18 protein-coding genes are annotated in these 16,747 nt (G+C 70.1%); 7 read left to right on the plus strand and 11 right to left on the minus strand.

The window, feature by feature from the left end; translation table 11 throughout:
• Positions 1-7 precede the first annotated feature (7 nt).
• Genes AC1DSA_RS05545 through AC1DSA_RS05560 form a run of 4 tightly spaced genes read left to right on the plus strand, consistent with a single transcriptional unit; the run spans position 8 to position 2,839 of the window.
• Positions 8-1,024 carry a branched-chain amino acid ABC transporter permease gene (locus AC1DSA_RS05545; protein ID WP_477886896.1) on the plus strand — a complete coding sequence of 339 codons (1,017 nt, stop codon included), beginning with the start codon at positions 8-10 and terminating at the stop codon, positions 1,022-1,024.
• Positions 1,021-1,770 (plus strand): ABC transporter ATP-binding protein, encoded by a 750-nt coding sequence (locus AC1DSA_RS05550; RefSeq protein WP_477886898.1) that lies wholly within the window; start codon positions 1,021-1,023, stop codon positions 1,768-1,770. The genes AC1DSA_RS05545 and AC1DSA_RS05550 overlap by 4 nt, the downstream gene beginning before the upstream one ends.
• Positions 1,771-1,772: 2 nt before the next feature.
• The gene (locus AC1DSA_RS05555) at positions 1,773-2,492 is read left to right on the plus strand and encodes an ABC transporter ATP-binding protein (RefSeq protein WP_477886900.1); all 720 of its coding nucleotides are present in this window, start codon (positions 1,773-1,775) and stop codon (positions 2,490-2,492) included.
• A gap of 50 nt (positions 2,493-2,542) precedes the next feature.
• A complete protein-coding gene (locus AC1DSA_RS05560) occupies positions 2,543-2,839 on the plus strand; it encodes a hypothetical protein (RefSeq protein ID WP_477887422.1) in 297 nt (98 codons plus the stop codon).
• Here AC1DSA_RS05560 and AC1DSA_RS05565 read toward each other — a convergent pair.
• From AC1DSA_RS05565 to AC1DSA_RS05610, 10 genes are all read right to left on the minus strand, one after another.
• On the minus strand, positions 2,725-3,504 hold the full coding sequence (locus AC1DSA_RS05565) for an MlaA family lipoprotein (RefSeq protein WP_477886902.1): 780 nt from the start codon (positions 3,502-3,504) through the stop codon (positions 2,725-2,727). The genes AC1DSA_RS05560 and AC1DSA_RS05565 overlap by 115 nt on opposite strands.
• Positions 3,505-3,579: 75 nt before the next feature.
• The gene (locus AC1DSA_RS05570; RefSeq protein ID WP_477886904.1) at positions 3,580-5,277 is read right to left on the minus strand and encodes a methyl-accepting chemotaxis protein; all 1,698 of its coding nucleotides are present in this window, start codon (positions 5,275-5,277) and stop codon (positions 3,580-3,582) included.
• Positions 5,278-5,432: 155 nt separating this feature from the next.
• Positions 5,433-6,008 (minus strand): MarR family winged helix-turn-helix transcriptional regulator, encoded by a 576-nt coding sequence (locus AC1DSA_RS05575; RefSeq protein WP_477886906.1) that lies wholly within the window; start codon positions 6,006-6,008, stop codon positions 5,433-5,435.
• Positions 6,009-6,061: 53 nt separating this feature from the next.
• Positions 6,062-6,385, minus strand: coding sequence for a hypothetical protein (locus tag AC1DSA_RS05580; RefSeq protein ID WP_477886908.1), 324 nt, complete (start codon positions 6,383-6,385; stop codon positions 6,062-6,064).
• Complete coding sequence (locus AC1DSA_RS05585) at positions 6,382-8,754, minus strand: DUF3141 domain-containing protein (RefSeq protein WP_477886910.1); 2,373 nt, start codon at positions 8,752-8,754, stop codon at positions 6,382-6,384. The genes AC1DSA_RS05580 and AC1DSA_RS05585 overlap by 4 nt, the downstream gene beginning before the upstream one ends.
• Positions 8,755-8,848: 94 nt before the next feature.
• The gene (locus AC1DSA_RS05590; protein ID WP_477886912.1) at positions 8,849-10,030 is read right to left on the minus strand and encodes an acetate/propionate family kinase; all 1,182 of its coding nucleotides are present in this window, start codon (positions 10,028-10,030) and stop codon (positions 8,849-8,851) included.
• Positions 10,027-10,989: a phosphate acetyltransferase gene (locus AC1DSA_RS05595; protein WP_477886914.1), complete on the minus strand. Its 963-nt coding sequence runs from the start codon at positions 10,987-10,989 to the stop codon at positions 10,027-10,029. The genes AC1DSA_RS05590 and AC1DSA_RS05595 overlap by 4 nt, the downstream gene beginning before the upstream one ends.
• The gene (locus tag AC1DSA_RS05600; RefSeq protein WP_477886916.1) at positions 10,986-11,420 is read right to left on the minus strand and encodes a response regulator; all 435 of its coding nucleotides are present in this window, start codon (positions 11,418-11,420) and stop codon (positions 10,986-10,988) included. Before AC1DSA_RS05600 ends, AC1DSA_RS05595 begins: the two co-directional genes overlap by 4 nt.
• A 17-nt stretch (positions 11,421-11,437) precedes the next feature.
• Positions 11,438-12,184 carry an MgtC/SapB family protein gene (locus AC1DSA_RS05605; RefSeq protein WP_477886918.1) on the minus strand — a complete coding sequence of 249 codons (747 nt, stop codon included), beginning with the start codon at positions 12,182-12,184 and terminating at the stop codon, positions 11,438-11,440.
• Positions 12,181-13,626 carry a patatin-like phospholipase family protein gene (locus AC1DSA_RS05610; protein WP_477886920.1) on the minus strand — a complete coding sequence of 482 codons (1,446 nt, stop codon included), beginning with the start codon at positions 13,624-13,626 and terminating at the stop codon, positions 12,181-12,183. Before AC1DSA_RS05610 ends, AC1DSA_RS05605 begins: the two co-directional genes overlap by 4 nt.
• 178 nt (positions 13,627-13,804) lie before the next feature.
• Between AC1DSA_RS05610 and AC1DSA_RS05615 the strand changes: the two genes are divergently transcribed.
• The 3 genes from AC1DSA_RS05615 to AC1DSA_RS05625 are packed head-to-tail and all read left to right on the plus strand — an operon-like array spanning position 13,805 to position 15,366.
• Positions 13,805-14,674, plus strand: a complete 870-nt coding sequence (locus tag AC1DSA_RS05615) for a S1C family serine protease (RefSeq protein WP_477886922.1) — start codon at positions 13,805-13,807, stop codon at positions 14,672-14,674.
• A complete protein-coding gene (locus tag AC1DSA_RS05620) occupies positions 14,671-15,063 on the plus strand; it encodes a PRC-barrel domain-containing protein (RefSeq protein ID WP_477886924.1) in 393 nt (130 codons plus the stop codon). The genes AC1DSA_RS05615 and AC1DSA_RS05620 overlap by 4 nt, the downstream gene beginning before the upstream one ends.
• A gap of 36 nt (positions 15,064-15,099) precedes the next feature.
• Positions 15,100-15,366: a hypothetical protein gene (locus AC1DSA_RS05625; protein ID WP_477886926.1), complete on the plus strand. Its 267-nt coding sequence runs from the start codon at positions 15,100-15,102 to the stop codon at positions 15,364-15,366.
• An 18-nt stretch (positions 15,367-15,384) separates the two neighbouring features.
• On the opposite strand, the gene AC1DSA_RS05630 is transcribed toward AC1DSA_RS05625, so the two are convergent.
• Positions 15,385-16,743 carry an NAD(P)/FAD-dependent oxidoreductase gene (locus AC1DSA_RS05630; RefSeq protein ID WP_477886928.1) on the minus strand — a complete coding sequence of 453 codons (1,359 nt, stop codon included), beginning with the start codon at positions 16,741-16,743 and terminating at the stop codon, positions 15,385-15,387.
• Positions 16,744-16,747: the final 4 nt, after the last annotated feature.

Below are 16,747 nucleotides of genomic sequence, written 5' to 3' on the forward strand. Positions count from 1 at the left end.
AACCGCGATGACACCCTCGATTTCTTCCAAGGCGGCGTTCGTGCTGGCCGCATTCGCCGAGCTGGCGGCGTATCCACTGGTGGCCGGCAACTTCGGCGTCGAACTGGTCAGCAAGATCATGATCTACGCGATCTTCGCCCTGAGCCTCGAACTGCTGGTGGGCGGCGCGGGCCTGGTGTGCTTCGGCCAGGCCGCCTTCTTCGGCATCGGCGCTTACGCGGCGGTGCTGCTGTCGCCGGCCAACGGACCGGGTCAGTTGCTCTGGCTGTTGCCCGCAGCGGCTCTCCTGGCCGCCGCCTACGCACTCGCCGTCGGCGCCCTGAGCCTGCGCACGCAGGGCGTGTACTTCATCATGGTCACGCTGGCCTTCGCGCAGATGGCGTACTACGTGGTGCACGACACGCCCGTCGGTGGCGGCACCGATGGCATCTACCTCAACTTCAAGCCCGCGCTGGGCAAGCTGCTGGAGCTCGACCAGCCGGTCGCTTTCTACCAGTTCACGCTGGCCATGCTGGTGCTGGTCTTCGGCTTCCTCGCGCTGCTCTCCCGTTCGCGCTTCGGCCGGGCACTCGCCGGCATCCGGGTGAACGAACAACGCATGCGGGCCACCGGCTTTTCGACCTACCCGTACAAGCTGGCGGCCTTCACCATTTCCGGGGGTGTTGCGGGCGTGGCCGGCTTCCTGTTCGCCGTGAAGGACGGCCTGGTGAATCCCGAGCTCATGAGCTGGCACATGTCCGGCGCGGTGCTGGTGATGATCATCCTGGGCGGCATCGGCCACTTGCGCGGTGCCTTGCTCGGCGCCTTCGCCTATGCGCTGCTGCAGGAGGCGTTCCGCAGCGAAGCCATCTTCGGCGCATTCGCCAGGCACTGGCTGCTGGGCATGGGGCTGGCCATCATCGCCTGCGTCGCGCTGCTGCCGCGCGGCCTGGTCGGCCTGCCGGCTCAGTGGCGCGGCCGCCTCGCCGGCCGTTCCCCGCGCATCGCAATCCCGTCACCGGTGGCGCAGGAGGTCCGCGCATGAACGACCGTGTCCTCTTGCGTGGGCGCGACATCACGCGCCGCTGGGGTGGACTCGTCGCCCTCGACAAGGTCTCCCTGGACCTCGAACGGGGCTCCGTGCATGCGGTGATCGGCACCAACGGGGCGGGGAAATCGACCCTGGTCAATATCCTGTCCGGTGAACTGTCCGCCTCGGACGGGGCGGTGGAACTTCTCGGGCAGGACGTGACAAGCTGGGCGCAACCACGCCGCGCCCGCGCCGGCCTGGGGCGCAGCTACCAGCGCAACACCATCTATCCGACCTTCACGGTGCTCGAGAACTGCCGGCTGGCCGCGCAGGCGCGTGCGCCGCGTCCGTGGCGCCTGTGGGAGGCGGCCAGCGCCTGCGCAGTCAGCGCGCCCGCGGCCCGTGAAGTCGCCGCGCGCGTCGGACTCTCGGCGGTGCTCGACCGCCCCGCGGGCCTGCTGAGTCACGGCCAGAAGCGGCAGCTGGAGATCGCCATGTGCCTGGCCACGGCACCGCAGGTGCTGCTGCTCGATGAACCCCTGGCAGGCATGGGCGCCGAGGAAACCGAACGCATGCTGGCCTTGCTGGCGGACCTGCGGCAGGACCACGCCATCCTGCTCGTGGAGCACGACATGGACGCGGTGTTCCGCATCGCCGACCGGATCACCGTGATGGTCAACGGCTCGGTCCTCGCGTCCGATACCCCGCAGGGCGTCCGCGCGAATCGGGAAGTGCAGGCCGCCTACCTTGGGGGACATTGAAGATGAAGGACCAGGACCTGATCCTCCAGGCGCGTGACCTCCACGCCTGGTATGGAAGCAGCCATGTGCTGCATGGCATCAGCGTGGACATCGCACGCGGCGAAACCGTCGGCCTGCTGGGGCGCAACGGGATGGGAAAGAGCACCTTGATCCGGACCTTGCTGGGCCATGTCGCGCAGCGGGAGGGGCAGATCGTGCTCGCCGGCCATGACATGAGCCGCGCGCGGCCGCACGAGGTCGCGCGCTGCGGCGTCGCCTACGTCCCCGAGGGCCGCGGCGTGTTCCCCAACCTGTCGGTGAAGGAAAACCTGCTGATGGCCGCCAAACCGGCGGCGGCAGGAGATCGTCGTGGCTGGAGCTATGGCCGGGTGATGGAGACCTTTCCGCGGCTGGCCGAGCGCCTGGCGCATCTGGGCGGGCAGCTGTCGGGCGGCGAACAGCAGATGCTCTCCATCGGCCGCGCGCTCATGACCCAGCCCGATCTGGTCATCCTGGATGAAGCAACGGAGGGACTGGCGCCGCTGATCGTGGCGGCGATCTGGCGTGTGATCGCGCAGATTCGCGCCGATGGGATCGCCACGCTCATCGTGGATCGCGACTATCGCAAGGTGCTGACGCACTGCGACCGCGCCGTCGTCCTGCAGAAGGGGCAGGTCGTCCTGGCCGGTCCCGCGCAAAGCCTGGCGTCCGACCCGCAACTCGGCGGCTTCCTCGGTCTTTGAATCCGGTGCTCCTGGCCACGAACCTGGTCACCGCCTGCGAAGGTTTCGTCATGGGGGCAAGGGCCGGGATCGACCCCGATGCCATGCTCGCGATGGTCAATGTGGGAACCGGCAGGAGCATGGTGACCGAGCAGATGGGCCTCGGGCGCGCCGGCCGCAAGCAAGGTCAAGTTGCCCGCACTTGCACTGGCGGGATGCCGAGCCCTGGTTCCCAGGACCACTGCCCCGACGGCTACCGCGACGTTTCGATGGAAGCCGCGTTCACGCCCGATGCCGCCTCGCCGGGCGGCTCATCCTTGCCGTCACTCCCGTCTCGACCGACCTGCGCGTTCCTGTGCTGCAGGTAGGCATCGCGCATGAACGTGTAGCGGTCCATCGCCCCATCCAGCACCGGATCCAGGGGCAGCAGCCTGTCCCGCACGTCCACGGCCTGCGCGGCGGCCAGGGCATTGCGATCGGCCACGGGCGCCACCTCGCGCAGCGGGTTGCCCAGCCAGTCGACCGGGAGTGCGGCCGCATCGCGCAGTGTCGAGGGCCCCAGCAGCGGCAGCACGACGTAGGGGCCTGCCGGGACGCCCCAATGGGCGAGCGTCGCGCCGAAATCCTCCTTGTGCCGCTCGATCCGCGCCTCGGTGGCGATGTCCAGGATGCCGCCGAGCCCGAAGAAGGTGTTGACGGCGAACCGCATGCCGTTCTGCGCGGCATCCCCCGGTTTCATCTGCAGCAGGCTGTTCACCGCCGACCAGGGATCGCCGAGGTTCGCGAAGAAGTTGGTCACGCCGGTGCGGACCGGGCGGGGCAATGTCCGTTCGTACGCCTTGGCCACCGGCTTGAACAGGGCCTGGTCGACTTCGCGGTTGGCCGAGTTGACGCCCCGGTTGAAACCTTCCAGGGGGTCGCGCGGGTCGGCCGCCGGTGTGCTGGCGCAACCGGCGAGCAGGACCGCGCAAGCCGCCAGGGCTGCGGTGCGCCAGGCCGCGCGGGGAAGGACGATCGGGTGTGCGTTGGACATGCACGCACCTTATTCGCGGCGGGCCGCGAAGTCGTCAACGCTGCGTCGCCTTTCGGTCCGAAGCGCGTCGTCCTGCTAGAACTGGCGCCACTCACCCGGCGCGCCGGGGCCCGACGCGGTGACCAGCAGGCGGTCATGCTCGCGAGGGGCGGCCTTGAACCGGATGGGCGCCATCGTCGTGGCCGCCGCAGTTGCGGGACGCGCGTCCCCCAGCCGGAAGCGGCTCACGAGCTCCTGCAAGGTGCCGGCCTCGCTCTTCAGGGATTCCGTGGCCGCCGCGGCCTCCTCCACCAGGGAGGCATTCTGCTGGACGACCTGGTCCATCTGGGTGACGGCCACGTTGATCTGTTCGATGCCGCTGCTTTGCTCCTGGCTCGCCGCGGCGATCTCCGCGATGAGGGCGCTCACTCGGCCGGCCGCGCCGACGATGTCCTGCATCTTTCGCCCCGCGACATCGACCTGGCCCGTGCCGGCCTCGACCTGCGCCACGGATTCGCCGATCAGCGCCTTGATCTCCTTGGCCGCCTGCGCGCTGCGCTGGGCGAGGCTGCGCACTTCCGACGCCACGACGGCGAATCCGCGGCCCTGCTCGCCCGCCCGGGCCGCCTCGACCGCCGCATTGAGCGCGAGGATGTTGGTCTGGAAGGCGATCCCGTCGATCACCCCGATGATCTCGGCGATCCGGTTGGACGATGCCGAAATGCCACCCATGGTTGCGACGACCTCGCCCATGGCCGTGCCTCCCTCCGAAGCCACTGCGGCGGCGACGACGGCCAGTTCCTTGGCCAGGCGCGCGTTCTCCGCGTTGCGGGCCACCGTGGCCGTGAGTTCCTCCATCGAAGCGGCCGTCTCCTCCAGCGTGCTGGCCTGTTCCTCGGTTCTTTGCGACAGGTCGGCGTTGCCCTGGGCAATCTGGTGGCTGGTCTCGGCGACGGTGCCGGCGCCCTGCGCGACCTCGCTCACCAGGGCACGCAGGCGCGATGCCATGTCGCCCAGCGCCCGGAGCAGCTGCGCCATCTCGTCGCTGCCGCGCGCGGCCACGGTGACCGTCAGGTCGCCGTCCGCCACGCGCCGGGCCATGGCCACCGCCCTGCGCACCGGCCGGGTGATCGACGTGGTGATGAGCCACGACGAAACGGCCGCCAGCAGCACGCCCAGGCCGCAGCAAAGCAGCAGGACCAGCCGGCCGTCGCGCGCGTTGTCGGCAGCGGACTGGGCATCGCGCGCGGAGTCCGCTGCGTAGTACGCGCGCAAGGCCTCGAGGGCCGCGACGTAGGCCTGCTGGGCGGGAATCATCTGGTCGCGCAGAAGGCCCTGCGCCGCATCGTGGTTGCCGGCCTTCTTCGCCTCGGCCATCGCCCGCCGCAAGCCGAGGTAAGCCTGGCGCTTCTCCTCGATCGTCTTGAGCAGTGCGCGCGCTTCGGCGGCGTCGATCACCTTCTCGATCGCCTCATGGAGTTCATCGATGCGCCGGGTGGTGCTTTCGACTTCCGGCGCCAGCGCCTGCTCCAGCGCAGGATCGTCCGTCTGGGCGATCACCTGCCGGCGCAGCAGGTTGATGCGCGTCTGCGCGACCCATTCGCCGATCAGCCGCTCGAGCCGCAGGTTCACGCCGACCAGGTCATCGGTCCGCTCGTGCAGTTGCGCCAGGCGCCAGAGGCCGACCGCGCACATGACGGCGAGCATGAAGGTCAGCATCCCGAACGCAGCCGTCAGGCGCGCGCCGATGGTGAAGCGGCGTCCCGACGCGCCGTCCTGAAGTTTCTTTTGCATGGTGGTCCTCGTCCCAAGAAGAATTGGCGCTTGCCGGCTGCGGCTCCCGCGCGCGCAGCCGGCGCACTGGTGCCGCTCGACGCTGGTGCGCGCGATTCAAGAAGGTAAGCAGCTTATGCAATAAGCGGACCGGGCGGCTGACCGCCCTTCGGCTGTCAGCCCGCGTCCAGCAGCCGCTCCGCCGCTTCGGCGTCTTCCAGCAGGCGCGGCAGCAGGGTCTCGAGCTGGGTCAGCTGCCGCGCATCGAGCGAGCGGAAGGCCCGGTTGTTGACCGGCCGGATCAGGTCGGCGACTTCGTCCACGCACCGCTCGCCCTGCTTCGACAGGCGCAGCAGGCTGCGCCGGCGGTCCGCGGGATCGTCGACCTTGCTCACCAGTCCCCGTTCGGCCAGCACCTTGCTCTCCGCGGCGATGAAAGGGCCGCTCACCCGCATGTATTCGGCCAGGGCGCGCACGCTCACGCCGTCCGCGCCCTGCTGCTCCGCGATCGCGGTCAGGATCTGGTGGTGGGACAGGCCCATGCCCAGGCGCTCCGCCACCTTGCGGCGCGAAGAGGCGATCTGGGCCTGCAGGCGGAACAGCGAGGCCATCAGCTGCCGGAAGCGCCGGTAGTTGTCCGGCGACCGGAACAGGGCCAGATCCACCGTCGGCTTCGGAGCGAAGCCTTGCGTTCCGCGCGCAGCGCGGGTCGGCGAGCCGGCCTTGCGCGCGGTGGTCTTCGGGCGTTCCATCTGCCGCAGCATAGCGAAGTGCGACCCGAAGCCAGCCGCGACCGGGCGGCGAGTCAGGGCTCGGCGAGCCGGGGAAAAGACTTCTTCAGCCGTTCGACCACGAACTGTTCGACCCCTGCCGCCTCGCGCTGGCCGATCGCGTCCGCTTCCTTCTGCAGGATGGCGAAATGCACCAGGAGCAGCTCGCGCATCTTCTTGAAGGCACGCTCGTTGCGGCATGCGCACACGGACGCATCGTCGTGGAGCACGCGGACGATCACGCCAGCATCGAGGATCCTGACCTGGCAGACCATCGCCATCCGGGCGATCTCGCGGTCGAGGTCTTCCAGGTTCATCGCCCACCGGGCCTGCATGTAGATGTCGTTCGGCAGGTTCATGCCAGTCTCCCCTGGCGCGAAGCGGCCCGCGACGGCGCCGGCAGCGCCGCCATCTTTCGCAGCTTGCCGCCCACGCGGGCGCTGGCACCCGGCTGCAGCAGCGCGCGGATGCGCGCGAGCATCGCGGCTTGCTGCGTCGAAGGCTGGATGCGCTGCACGCGGCGGTCGGCGAACACGCGGTCCAGCAGCTTGAGCAGGCGTTCGCGGTCCTTGCCCCCCGCCAGCAGCAGCGGCAGCGTCTCGACGGCCTGCTGCGGCGCGAAGCGCGCAATGATTTCCTGCTCGCCGGCGATACGGCGCACCTCCTGCGGCGGCAGGTCCGGCAGCAGATCCCGGTACTCCACCAGCATCTCGTGCGCGAGCTGCAGGCGCGACAGCGGCAGCGGCTCGTCCTTGTGCGCCAGCAGGAAGGCGACCCGGGCCAGGGCTTCCGGGTAGCCGCCTTGGGCGACCGATGCGAGGACCCGCTTCACCAGCGGAAGCTCGCGCGGGTCGGCGGGCGCCGTCGCTGCCGCATCCTGGTCCGCGTCGCCGCCCGCGAAAGCGAGCAGGTTGCCGTAGACCTGGAAGAAGGCGGCCTCGCCCGCCGTGTCGCGCAGCGCGCGCAAGCCATCGAGCCAGGCGCTGGCCAGCTCCGACAGGCCGGCTTCCAGCTTGCGTGCCGGCGCCTCCGGTGGCAGTGCCTGTCGCTGCTCCTTCACGGCCTGCGCCGCAGGCGCGAGCCACCACAGCGCAGGATTCAGGTCCGACAGCAGCCAGCGCTGCAGGCGCAGCGGATGGAAAGTGCGCGAGAGCTTCGCCATGCCCTCATTGGCCAGGGCCTGGACCAGCGGCCGCCCGAACAGCTCGTAGGCGCGCTGGTTGAATTCCGAGACGGCGCGCATCGCCTGGAAGGGCTGCTCGTCCTCGCGCTCGAAGCGGTTCAGGCGCGATGCGACATCTTCCAGCCGCAGTTCCACGAAGCGGACCTCGTAGGCCGCCTTGCCAGCACCTTCCTTCGGTTCGCTGATCTCCATGCCGTACAGGCCGGGCGCCAGCGCCTCGATCGACTGCAGGACCGAGAAGATCTGCGTGTATTCCTTCTGGGCCACCTTGCCGGACACGAAGATTCCCAGGTGGCCGACCTGCTCGTGCATCAGGCCGACGATCACCTGCCCGCGGGCCTTGATCTCCTCGGTGCTGCCGTAGACGTCCGCCACCCAGTTGAAGGCCTGCTGCGGCGGCGTGATGTTGTCGCCCAGCGAGGCAAACAGCACGATCGGCACCTTGACCTCGCGCAGGTCGAACGCGCCGCCCTCGCCCGCCCCGGCCGTTCCCGACCAGAGCCGGTTGCCCACGAACAGGTTCTGGGTGATCCACTCGATCTCCTCGCCGTTCAACAGGAAGTAGCCGCCCCACCAGCGCTCGAATTCGAGGAAGCGGTCGGTCTCGCTGTCGATGTTGGCGAACACGTGGTAGTACTTGTCCCAGAACGTGTTGGCCGGATTCAGGTTCTCGAAGTTCTGCACCAGCCACGCGCCGTCGAACTTGCCCGCGCCCAGGTCGGAGGTCAGCGATGCGAGCCAGGTGCCGCCCAGCAGGCCGCCGGCATAGCGCATCGGGTTGTCGCCCTCCCCTTCGCGCCACGCGCCACCCCAGTACGACATCGGGGCACCCACCACCACGATCGGGCCGGTGTCGTCGGGGCTCGCAGCGGCCATCATCATGGCGGCCCAGCCCGCCTGGCAGTTGCCGACGACAGCGGGCTTGGGGGCATCGGGATGCAGCGAGCGCACGTGCCTCACGAACTCGATTTCCGCGGTGCACACGTCCACCAGCGTCTGGCCCGGTTCGGGCGTCGGCGAGAACGTGACGAAGTACACCGGGTGGCCCGCGCGCAGCGCCACGCCGACCTGGGAGTCGTCCTTCATGCCGCCGATGCCGGGGCCATGGCCGCCACGCGGATCCATGATCACGTAGGGACGGCGCCCGGCGTCCACCTGCACGCCCGCGGGCGGGACGATGCGCAGCAGGGCGTAGTTGACCGGACGCTCCAGCGTGCGCCCGTCCAGGATCACTTCGTGCTCGAAGTGCAGCACCGGCGGCAGGCCCTGGCGCTCGTGCTCGAGGAAGTTGTTGCCGCGCTGGCGCAGCGTGTCCCAGAACAGGACGCTGCGCTGCGCGCTGTCGACCAGGTACTGCGCGGCACCCGCCGCGATGTCCCACGGCCGCGCCGCGGAAGCCTGCCCGCCGGCGAGCTGTTCCTGCCACACGCGCTGCACGCGCTGCGTGAACTGCTCCAGGTTCGCCCGCGTGCGGGTCTGCAGCACCTGCGCGCCCCGGATAGCGAGCTCCTGGCTCGCGGTCGACTTTCTTGCGTTGTCATTCATCGCTTGGTCCTTTTCGGTGAAGCCAAGATAGCGGTCGGCCTCTGCGAAGTCCTCAGCGAAAGGTCTTCGTTCGGTCGGGGTTCGGGCCACGCACTCAGCACGTGGCCAGTGCCCGCGTGTGGCGGGCGATCATCAGTTCCTCGTTGGTGGGCAGGACCCATGCCGAGACCCGGCTGCGCGGGGCGCTGATGCGCTGGTCGTGGTTCGCGTTCGCCGCTGCGGCGAGCTCGACGCCCAGCCACTGCGCGGCCTCGCACACGCGCTGGCGCACGAAAGCCGCGTGCTCGCCGATGCCGGCGGTGAACACCAGCGCGTCGAGCCCGCCGAGGACCGCGGCGAGCGCGCCGAGTTCGCGGGCGATCCGGTAGACGAACAGGTCGATGGCGAGGCGAGCGCTCGGCTCGTCGCTCGCCAGCAGGGTGCGCATGTCGCTGGAGATGCCCGACACGCCCAGCAGCCCGGACTGCTGGTACAGCAGCCGCTCGACGGCGCGCAGGTCCATGCCGCGCTGCGCCAGGAGGTACAGCACGACGCCCGCGTCGAGCGCTCCGCAGCGCGTGCCCATGGGCAGGCCGTCGAGGGCGGTGAAGCCCATGGTGCTGGCGACGCTGCGCCCCTGCGCCAGCGCGCACATGCTGGAGCCGTTGCCCAGGTGCAGCACGATGGTGCGGCCCTGCGCCGCGAGCGGGTCCACCTGCGGCAGCACCGAGGCGATGTACTCGTAGGACAGGCCGTGGAAGCCGTAGCGGCGCACGCCTTGCGCATGCAGCTGCGCAGGCAGGGCGAACATCTGGGCCACTTCCGGGTTGCTGCGGTGGAACGAGGTGTCGAAGCAGGCGACCTGCGGCAGCTGCGGCAGCCGCTCCAGCACGATGTCGATGGGCGAGAGGTTGTGCGGCTGGTGCTGCGGTGCCAGCGGCTCGAAGGCGCGCAGCTCCTGCAGCACCTGCCGCGTGACGCGCACCGGCTGCGTGAACTGCATGCCGCCGTGCACCACGCGATGGCCGATGGCGACCAGCCGGTCGCCGCGCAGGTGTTCCTCCAGGAAGGGAACGAGATGGTCCAGGGCACCGGCGTGCCCGAGCTGCATGCCCTCGGGCCAGCAGCGCTCCTGCAGCAGCTCGCCCGCCGCATCGCGGGCGACGAAGTGCGGCCGCGTGGAGAGGCCTTCCACCTGGCCGCGCAGCACGAGCTCCAGCGCGTCGGCGCGCAGCCGGAACAGGGAAAACTTGAGGCTGGACGAGCCCGCATTGAGGACGGCGATGGCGTCGGTCATGCCGCCCCGTCCTTCAGCGCGGCGCGCCGGGCATGGACGACCAGCGAAGCGACGGCGCAGGAAGCCAGCCGTGTCGTCACGGAGTCGGCGCGGCTGGTCAGGATCACGGGCACTCGGGCGCCCAGCACGATGCCGGCGGCATCCGCCCCGGCCAGGAAGGTCAGGCTCTTGGCCAGCATGTTGCCGGCCTCCAGGTCCGGAACGATCAGCACGTTGGCGCGGCCCGCCACCGGCGAGTCGATCTTCTTGATCTGCGCGGCCTGCAGGTTGATCGCGTTGTCCAGCGCGAGCGGTCCGTCGAGGATGCCGCCCGTGATCTGGCCGCGGTCGGCCATCTTGCACAGCGCCGCCGCCTCGATCGTCGACTGCACCTTGGGATTGACGGTTTCCATCGCCGACAGGATTGCCACCCGGGCCTCGACGCCCCCCAGCGCGTGCACGAGGTCGATCGCGTTCTGGACGATGTCGGTCTTTTCCTCCAGGGTCGGCGCGATGTTGACGGCGGCGTCCGAGACGACCAGCGGCGTGTCGTAGGCGGGCACGTCCATGACGAAGCAGTGGCTGATGCGGCGCGCCGTGCGCAGTCCGGCTTCGCGCGAGACCACCGCGGACATCAGTTCGTCGGTGTGCAGGCTGCCCTTCATCAGGCACTCGGCCCGCCCTTCCGTCACCAGCCGCACGGCCGCGACTGCCGAAGCATGGCTGTGGGGCGTGTCGACGAGCTCGAAGCCGGAGATGTCCAGGCCGGCCTGCTGCGCGACGGCGCGGATGCGCGCTTGCGGGCCCACCAGGATGGGCGCGATCAGTCCCGTCCTGGCGCCATCGACGGCGCCGGTGAGCGAGGATGCGTCGCACGGATGCGCGACGGCGGTGGCGACGGGCGCGAGCATCCGGGCGCGCGCCAGCAGGCGTTCGTACTGCTCGTGGGCGACAGGCGACTGTGTTGAAGAAGCGTTCATTGCTGTTCTCCCTTGGCGGCAGCGCCGTGGGCTCCGTCGGTCCTCGCTGCGGCCGCGGACCGGATGGCCTGGTTGATGCGTTCCGGGTTCACCGGCTTCTCCAGGTAGGCGCACGCGCCGGCGCGCAGGGCGGCAGGGGCCGCCCTGGAGGCCGGATCGGCCGAGAGCACGACCACCTGCACGCCTGGTGCGGAGCGGCGCAAGTGCGGCAGGACCTCGATCCCGCTCGTTCCCGGCATGTTCGCGTCGAGCAGCAGGACGTCGACGGGCCGCACCTTCACCAGCTCCAGCGCCTCCAGGGCACTGGCGGCTTCTCCCGCGAAATGGAAATCGGGGAAGGAGGAAAGGTAGCGCCGCATGCCCGCGCGGACGAACATGTCGTCGTCGGCGATGGCGATGCGGATGCCGGAGGGGGAAGGGATGTGCGTCATGGGTTGGGTTGGTGGGGTCAGTTCTTCAAGGGGACGATGCTGAAACGCAGCACTTCGTGGGATTGGGAAAGGTCCTGGGCCAGGCGTGCCGGCGAGGTGGAGCGCGAGCGGTCGAGTGCGATCACGCAGAAGCGCCAGACGGGTTCGTTGTCCGCGTAGCTGATGCTGAAGCTTTCGTGCACGAGGCGGTAGCCGTGCGTCAACGCCACCGCGCCCAGTTGCTCCAGCGCCGGCGCCGCATCGCGGCGAAAGCACAGCGACACGTCGAACACGGCGCGGCCGGGCAGCTTGCGCTCCACCTCGTGGACCAGCGACATCGACAGCACGCACAGCACGGCCAGCACCAGCGCCGCACCGTACAGGCCGACGCCCAGCAGCACGCCGACGGCCGACGCCGCCCAGATGGAGGCGGCCGTGGTCAGCCCGCTCACGTTGAGGCCGTCCTTGACGATGACGCCCGCGCAGACGAAGCCCACGCCCGTGACGACGCCCCCCACGACGCGCGTCGCGTCCGGTGTGACGTGCGTGGCCGCGCCGCCGTACCAGAGCGGTGCGTACCCCACGAAGATCGTCAGGGCCGTGGACGCCATGCACACCAGGCCATAGGTGCGCATGCCGGCGGCACGGCCGTTGAACGAGCGCTCGTAGCCGACCAGCATCCCCAGCAGCAGCGCCCCCAGCAGGTTCAGCCCGATGAAGGCGTTGGCCGCGAGGAAAGTGCCGGTCCAGTAGACCTGCAGGCTGGCCGGCGACAGCGGCGTCATGGCGAATCCGTCGCGTCGTCGGACGCGGACCCCGTGGCCATGGCCGGCGTGCCCAGGCTGCGCCGCAGCCGCTGGAACTCCGGGTGGTCCCGCAAGGCCTGGCGGCCCGCGGCCTCCAGGTCGCGGGCGTGCGCGGGCAGGATCTCGAAGGCGGTGGGCACGTCCATCAGCACCTTGCGCATGCGCTCGTCCTTCAGGTCGTGCAGGCTGACGTTGACGAGATAGAGTTCCGCGTCGGCTGCGAAGGGGCTGCTGCCGCGGCCTCGTGCTTCGCGCAGTTCGCCCGCGATCCGCTGGGCGGCATCCTTCACCATCTCCGTGGTCTCCTCGCTGAACCGGGAGCCGGCCCCGAAGACCAGGGTGTTCAGAACCTGCGGGATGTTGGGCACGTGGTCGGTCGCGTCGATGTCCGTGACGATGCCGCGCTCGGAGTTCACGGTCACCAGCACGACCTTGTGCACCGAGCCCGGCGGCAGGCTGCGGAAACTGGCGAGCAGCGAGCCGCTGGCGATCGTGTGGTCCACCAGGCTGCGCACGCCCAGGTTGTCGACGATGCCGCCGTCCACCAGGTGGATGTAGGGACGCTCCTGCGCATTCCGGTAGCTCTCGGCGATCCGGTACAGCACGCGCGCCGACAGGTTTCGCTCGGACGGCATCGCCGTTTCCACGTCCTGCGCCTGCGTGCAGGTCCCGGCATAGTTGCGCACGGTCACGGGGCTCAGCAGGACGGGCACCGCGGACGATGCCGCCACGGCGAACGACAGCGGCACGGCGTCCAGGTCCGAGCAGATCAGCGCGAACTGCTCCGGCGTGAACTCGAAGGGAACGCCGGTCGTGAGGTCGGTGGCGGTGACCAGCAGGCGCGGCCAGGGTCGGCGGTGGCGCAGGTCACCGAAGGTCTTGCCGCGGAAGACGGTCTCGAGCCGCTCGGCGAGGATGTCCGTGCGGCCCCACCAGGGCGACGTGAGCCGGTACGTCGAGCGCGGCGACATGATCTGGTGGACCAGCCCCGTCTGGAAATTCACCAGCAGGAAGTCGCTCTCGAAGTTCGTGAACACGTCGTCGCCGAAGGCCGCGTAGTAGGCCGCGAGGATGCTGCCGCCGGAGACGCCGCTCACCAGGCCGACTTCGTCCAGCAGGGTGGTCTCGCCCGCTTGCGTATCGAACCGGGTGGCCTTGAGCTCCTGCAGCACGCCCAGCCCGAAGGCCGCCGCGCGCGCCCCGCCACCGGAGAGCGTGAGTGCCGCGATCACCGGCCTCTCCCTGGCTTGGGTGTCGGTGGTCGCGACCGTCCTGACCATCGGCTGCACGGGCGCATCCGGCGGAATCTGCGGGTTGATCCAGGGACGCACCGTGGAACACGCTGCCAGCAGCAGGCCCAGCGCGCAGGCCCATGCGCTGCGCGCGAGCCGGCGCGCTGCTTGGGGTTCGGACAGGTTCATGGGCTCCTCGTGCGGCTGGTCTCTGCAACCCCGGAAGGTAGGCTTGCGTCCGCACGCCGTCGTCTCGTTGCGGTCTCGTTTCGGTGGCTTTTTGCTCAGGAGGCAAGCGCACCGAATCCGGACCGAAAGCCGACGGATCGTCCACGACTTCAACGCGCGCGCCGCTTAGGCTGCGCCCATGTTGAAGCACGACGTCAAGCGCACAGGGACACTGCTGCTGAGCCTCGCGGCGGCGGCGGCCGTCGGTTACGCCGGGGCGGCGTGGCAGCTGCGCGGCAAGGGTCCCGGCGCCCTGGCGACGTCGCGCATGGAGGCGCGTCACGCAGAGCCCCAGGTGCCGGGCGTCAACCTGCGGACGGCCGCCGCGCGCGCCCGCGCCTCGGTGGTGACCGTCTATTCCGCCGGCCCGGACAGGCCCGGATCATTGAACGTCGCACTCGGCTCCGGCGTGGTGATCGATGCCCGCGGAACGATCGTGACGACCAGCGCGCTGGCGGGCCACCCCGGTGCATTGCGCGTCGCGCTGCCCGACGGCACGCTGGTCGGCGCGCGGCTGATCGGGTCGGACCCCGACTCGGCCCTCGCGGTGCTCCAGATCGAGAGTGCCGCTGTGCAGCCGATCGCCCTAGGCGACCTGGCCACGTCCGCGGTCGGCGATACCGTGCTGGCGGTGGGCGACGCGCTGGGCCAGGGCTTCACGGCCACGCAAGGCATCGTCAGTGCCATCGGCCCGGGGCAACTGCGCGACGGCGCGCCGGCCACCTTCATCCAGACCGACGCGATGCTGCACTCCGGCAGCCTGGGCGGCGCGCTGGTGGACGGCTCCGGCCGGCTGCTGGGCGTCACCGTGGGCTCCGTCCCGGGGGCCGATGGCTCCCAGGGACTGGCGGTGGCCGTTCCCGTCGATCGCGTGCAGCAGGTCATCACGCGCCTGCGCAGCTCCAACCGCGCCGACCCGGCGCCGCATCCGGACACCGCGTCCCGCGCAGCGAAGATCGCCGCGCTGGGAACACTTCCCCTTTCCATTTCACCAGGAGAATCCACATGAAGAACACGATTGCATGCACGCTCGCGGCGCTGACACTGATGACCGGAGCGGCGACGGCCCACGCGCAGGTCGCCGGCTCGACGCTGGTGGGCATGGGCATCATGGAAGTGCGCGAGGTCGCCAACGGCTACAGCGCGAAAAAGCAGATCCTCGGCCGTCAGGTCTTCAACGAGAACGGCGAAGCGGTGGGCCGCATCGACGACGTGATCGTCACCCCCGACGCGTCCATTTCCTATGCCATCCTGGGTGCCGGCGGGTTCCTCGGCGTGCGCAGGCACGACGTCGCGGTTCCCGTGGGCCTGTTCCAGGTGTCCGGCGACAACCTGGTGCTGCCAGGCGCCACCCGCCAGGCGATCAAGTCCATGCCCGCGTTCGAGTACGCCCGCTGACGGCACGGCCGCCGCCCACGCCACGGAGGTTCCACGATGCGCCACGCGCTCTCCTCTTCCCTAGCCCGGGCGGCTGCAGCCGCACCGCCCGCCGCGCCGGCTTCCTTCATCCTGCTGTTCCGGCCCCTGCTCCACAGCGGCCGGGCCTTCGCCTTCCCGTGCGACCCGCACGGCCGCGTCGACCTGGACGGCATGAGCGAACGGGCCCGCAACAACTACCTGTACGCGCGGGCGATGATGGGCCGCGAGCTGGCCTTTCCCAGCGTGCACGCGCACTGCGGGCAGGACGCGCAGGGCGGGTAGCGCCGGCGGCGCTGCGCTTCAGCGCTGGGGCGCTGCGTCCGCGGCTTCCGCGGCGCGGGCGCTGTCCATCAGCTCCTCGAGCCGCCGCGAGACGACGCTCTGGGCCGTGAGCAGCTGCACCGAGTCACGCGGAAAGCCGAGCTCCAGCGCCCATTGCAGGAACACGCGCAGCTTGCGGTTCGCGCCCGGCAGCATCAACAGGTAGGCCCCCCGCCACAGCAACCAGGCGACGAAGCCCGAGAATTTCAGCCCGAACAGCGTCGCGACGGCGGTCCTGCGGCCGATGGTGGCGAACTGCGCCCGCATCTGGTAGCGAAACGGGCGGATGCGCTCCGGTTGCTGCCGCACGGCGGCGGCGATGTTGCGCGCTGCCTGCCGGCCCTGGTGGACCGCATGCTGCGCCGTGCCGGGGTACGGTTTGCCGTGCGGGTCCAGCACCGCGGCGCAGTCGCCGCACGCCCACACCCCCTGGTAGCCCGGCACCGCCAGCGTGGCGTCGACGAAGATGCGGCCCCGGTCCTTGCCGAGCGACAGCGCGTCGACGACAGCGGAGGGCGCGACACCCGCGGTCCACACCAGCGTGCGGGCCAGCAATTGCGCCGGCGCGCGGCTTTCGTCGCGGCCTTCGAGCCACAGGGTGCGACCGTTGAAGGTCGAGACCTGCGTGCGCAGGCGCACGTCGATGCCGGCGGCACGCAGCTTTTCGGCGGTGTAGTCGCCCAAGGCGGGGGCGAACTCCGGCAGCAGCCGCTCGTTGCGGTCGACCAGGACCAGTCTGGGGACTTCCCGGCCGACCCTCGGGTACTGCGGACCGAGCTCGCGCAGGAAGTCATTGATGGAGCTGATGGTCTCGACGCCGGAGAAACCGCCGCCTGCCACCACGATGGTCAGCAGCGCGCGCCGCTGCGCCGGATCTTCCTCGATCTCCGCGCGCTCCAGCAGCGCGACCAGCCAGTTGCGCAGCACCAGCGCGTCGTGGATCGTCTTCATGCCGTGCACATGCCGGCGCAGCTCGGGCGGAAAGCGGGTCTGCGCGCCCGCCGCGATCAGCAGGTGGTCGAAGCGCAGGTTGCGGGTGCGGCGATCCAGGCCATAGGCGACGGTCACCGCGCGGTTCTCGAAGTCCACCGCCGTGGCCTGCGCCTGCAGCAGGCGGACGTGCCGCAGCGACTCGCGGATCGGCACCACGACCGAATGCGGGTCGAGGGCGCCGGCCGCCACCTCGTGCAGCATGGGCGTGAAGACCTGGAAATTCTGCGGAGTGACCAGCACGACGTCCACCGAGGGATCGTGCGCCAGCGTCCGTTCGAACTCCAGCGCCGCGTGGAAGCCGGCGAAACCGGCCCCGAGAATGACGATGCGTTTCGTCTCTCCCATCATC

The organism is Ramlibacter sp. P4_H7 (assembly GCF_056400765.1).

Coding starts and splice junctions, on each gene's coding strand:
- AC1DSA_RS05545 (WP_477886896.1), top strand. CDS start 8: ATGACACCCTCGATTTCTTCCAAGGCGGCGTTCGTGCTGGCCGCATTC.
- AC1DSA_RS05550 (WP_477886898.1), top strand. CDS start 1,021: ATGAACGACCGTGTCCTCTTGCGTGGGCGCGACATCACGCGCCGCTGG.
- AC1DSA_RS05555 (WP_477886900.1), top strand. CDS start 1,773: ATGAAGGACCAGGACCTGATCCTCCAGGCGCGTGACCTCCACGCCTGG.
- AC1DSA_RS05560 (WP_477887422.1), top strand. CDS start 2,543: ATGGGGGCAAGGGCCGGGATCGACCCCGATGCCATGCTCGCGATGGTC.
- AC1DSA_RS05565 (WP_477886902.1), bottom strand. CDS start 3,504: ATGTCCAACGCACACCCGATCGTCCTTCCCCGCGCGGCCTGGCGCACC.
- AC1DSA_RS05570 (WP_477886904.1), bottom strand. CDS start 5,277: ATGCAAAAGAAACTTCAGGACGGCGCGTCGGGACGCCGCTTCACCATC.
- AC1DSA_RS05575 (WP_477886906.1), bottom strand. CDS start 6,008: ATGGAACGCCCGAAGACCACCGCGCGCAAGGCCGGCTCGCCGACCCGC.
- AC1DSA_RS05580 (WP_477886908.1), bottom strand. CDS start 6,385: ATGAACCTGCCGAACGACATCTACATGCAGGCCCGGTGGGCGATGAAC.
- AC1DSA_RS05585 (WP_477886910.1), bottom strand. CDS start 8,754: ATGAATGACAACGCAAGAAAGTCGACCGCGAGCCAGGAGCTCGCTATC.
- AC1DSA_RS05590 (WP_477886912.1), bottom strand. CDS start 10,030: ATGACCGACGCCATCGCCGTCCTCAATGCGGGCTCGTCCAGCCTCAAG.
- AC1DSA_RS05595 (WP_477886914.1), bottom strand. CDS start 10,989: ATGAACGCTTCTTCAACACAGTCGCCTGTCGCCCACGAGCAGTACGAA.
- AC1DSA_RS05600 (WP_477886916.1), bottom strand. CDS start 11,420: ATGACGCACATCCCTTCCCCCTCCGGCATCCGCATCGCCATCGCCGAC.
- AC1DSA_RS05605 (WP_477886918.1), bottom strand. CDS start 12,184: ATGACGCCGCTGTCGCCGGCCAGCCTGCAGGTCTACTGGACCGGCACT.
- AC1DSA_RS05610 (WP_477886920.1), bottom strand. CDS start 13,626: ATGAACCTGTCCGAACCCCAAGCAGCGCGCCGGCTCGCGCGCAGCGCA.
- AC1DSA_RS05615 (WP_477886922.1), top strand. CDS start 13,805: ATGTTGAAGCACGACGTCAAGCGCACAGGGACACTGCTGCTGAGCCTC.
- AC1DSA_RS05620 (WP_477886924.1), top strand. CDS start 14,671: ATGAAGAACACGATTGCATGCACGCTCGCGGCGCTGACACTGATGACC.
- AC1DSA_RS05625 (WP_477886926.1), top strand. CDS start 15,100: ATGCGCCACGCGCTCTCCTCTTCCCTAGCCCGGGCGGCTGCAGCCGCA.
- AC1DSA_RS05630 (WP_477886928.1), bottom strand. CDS start 16,743: ATGGGAGAGACGAAACGCATCGTCATTCTCGGGGCCGGTTTCGCCGGC.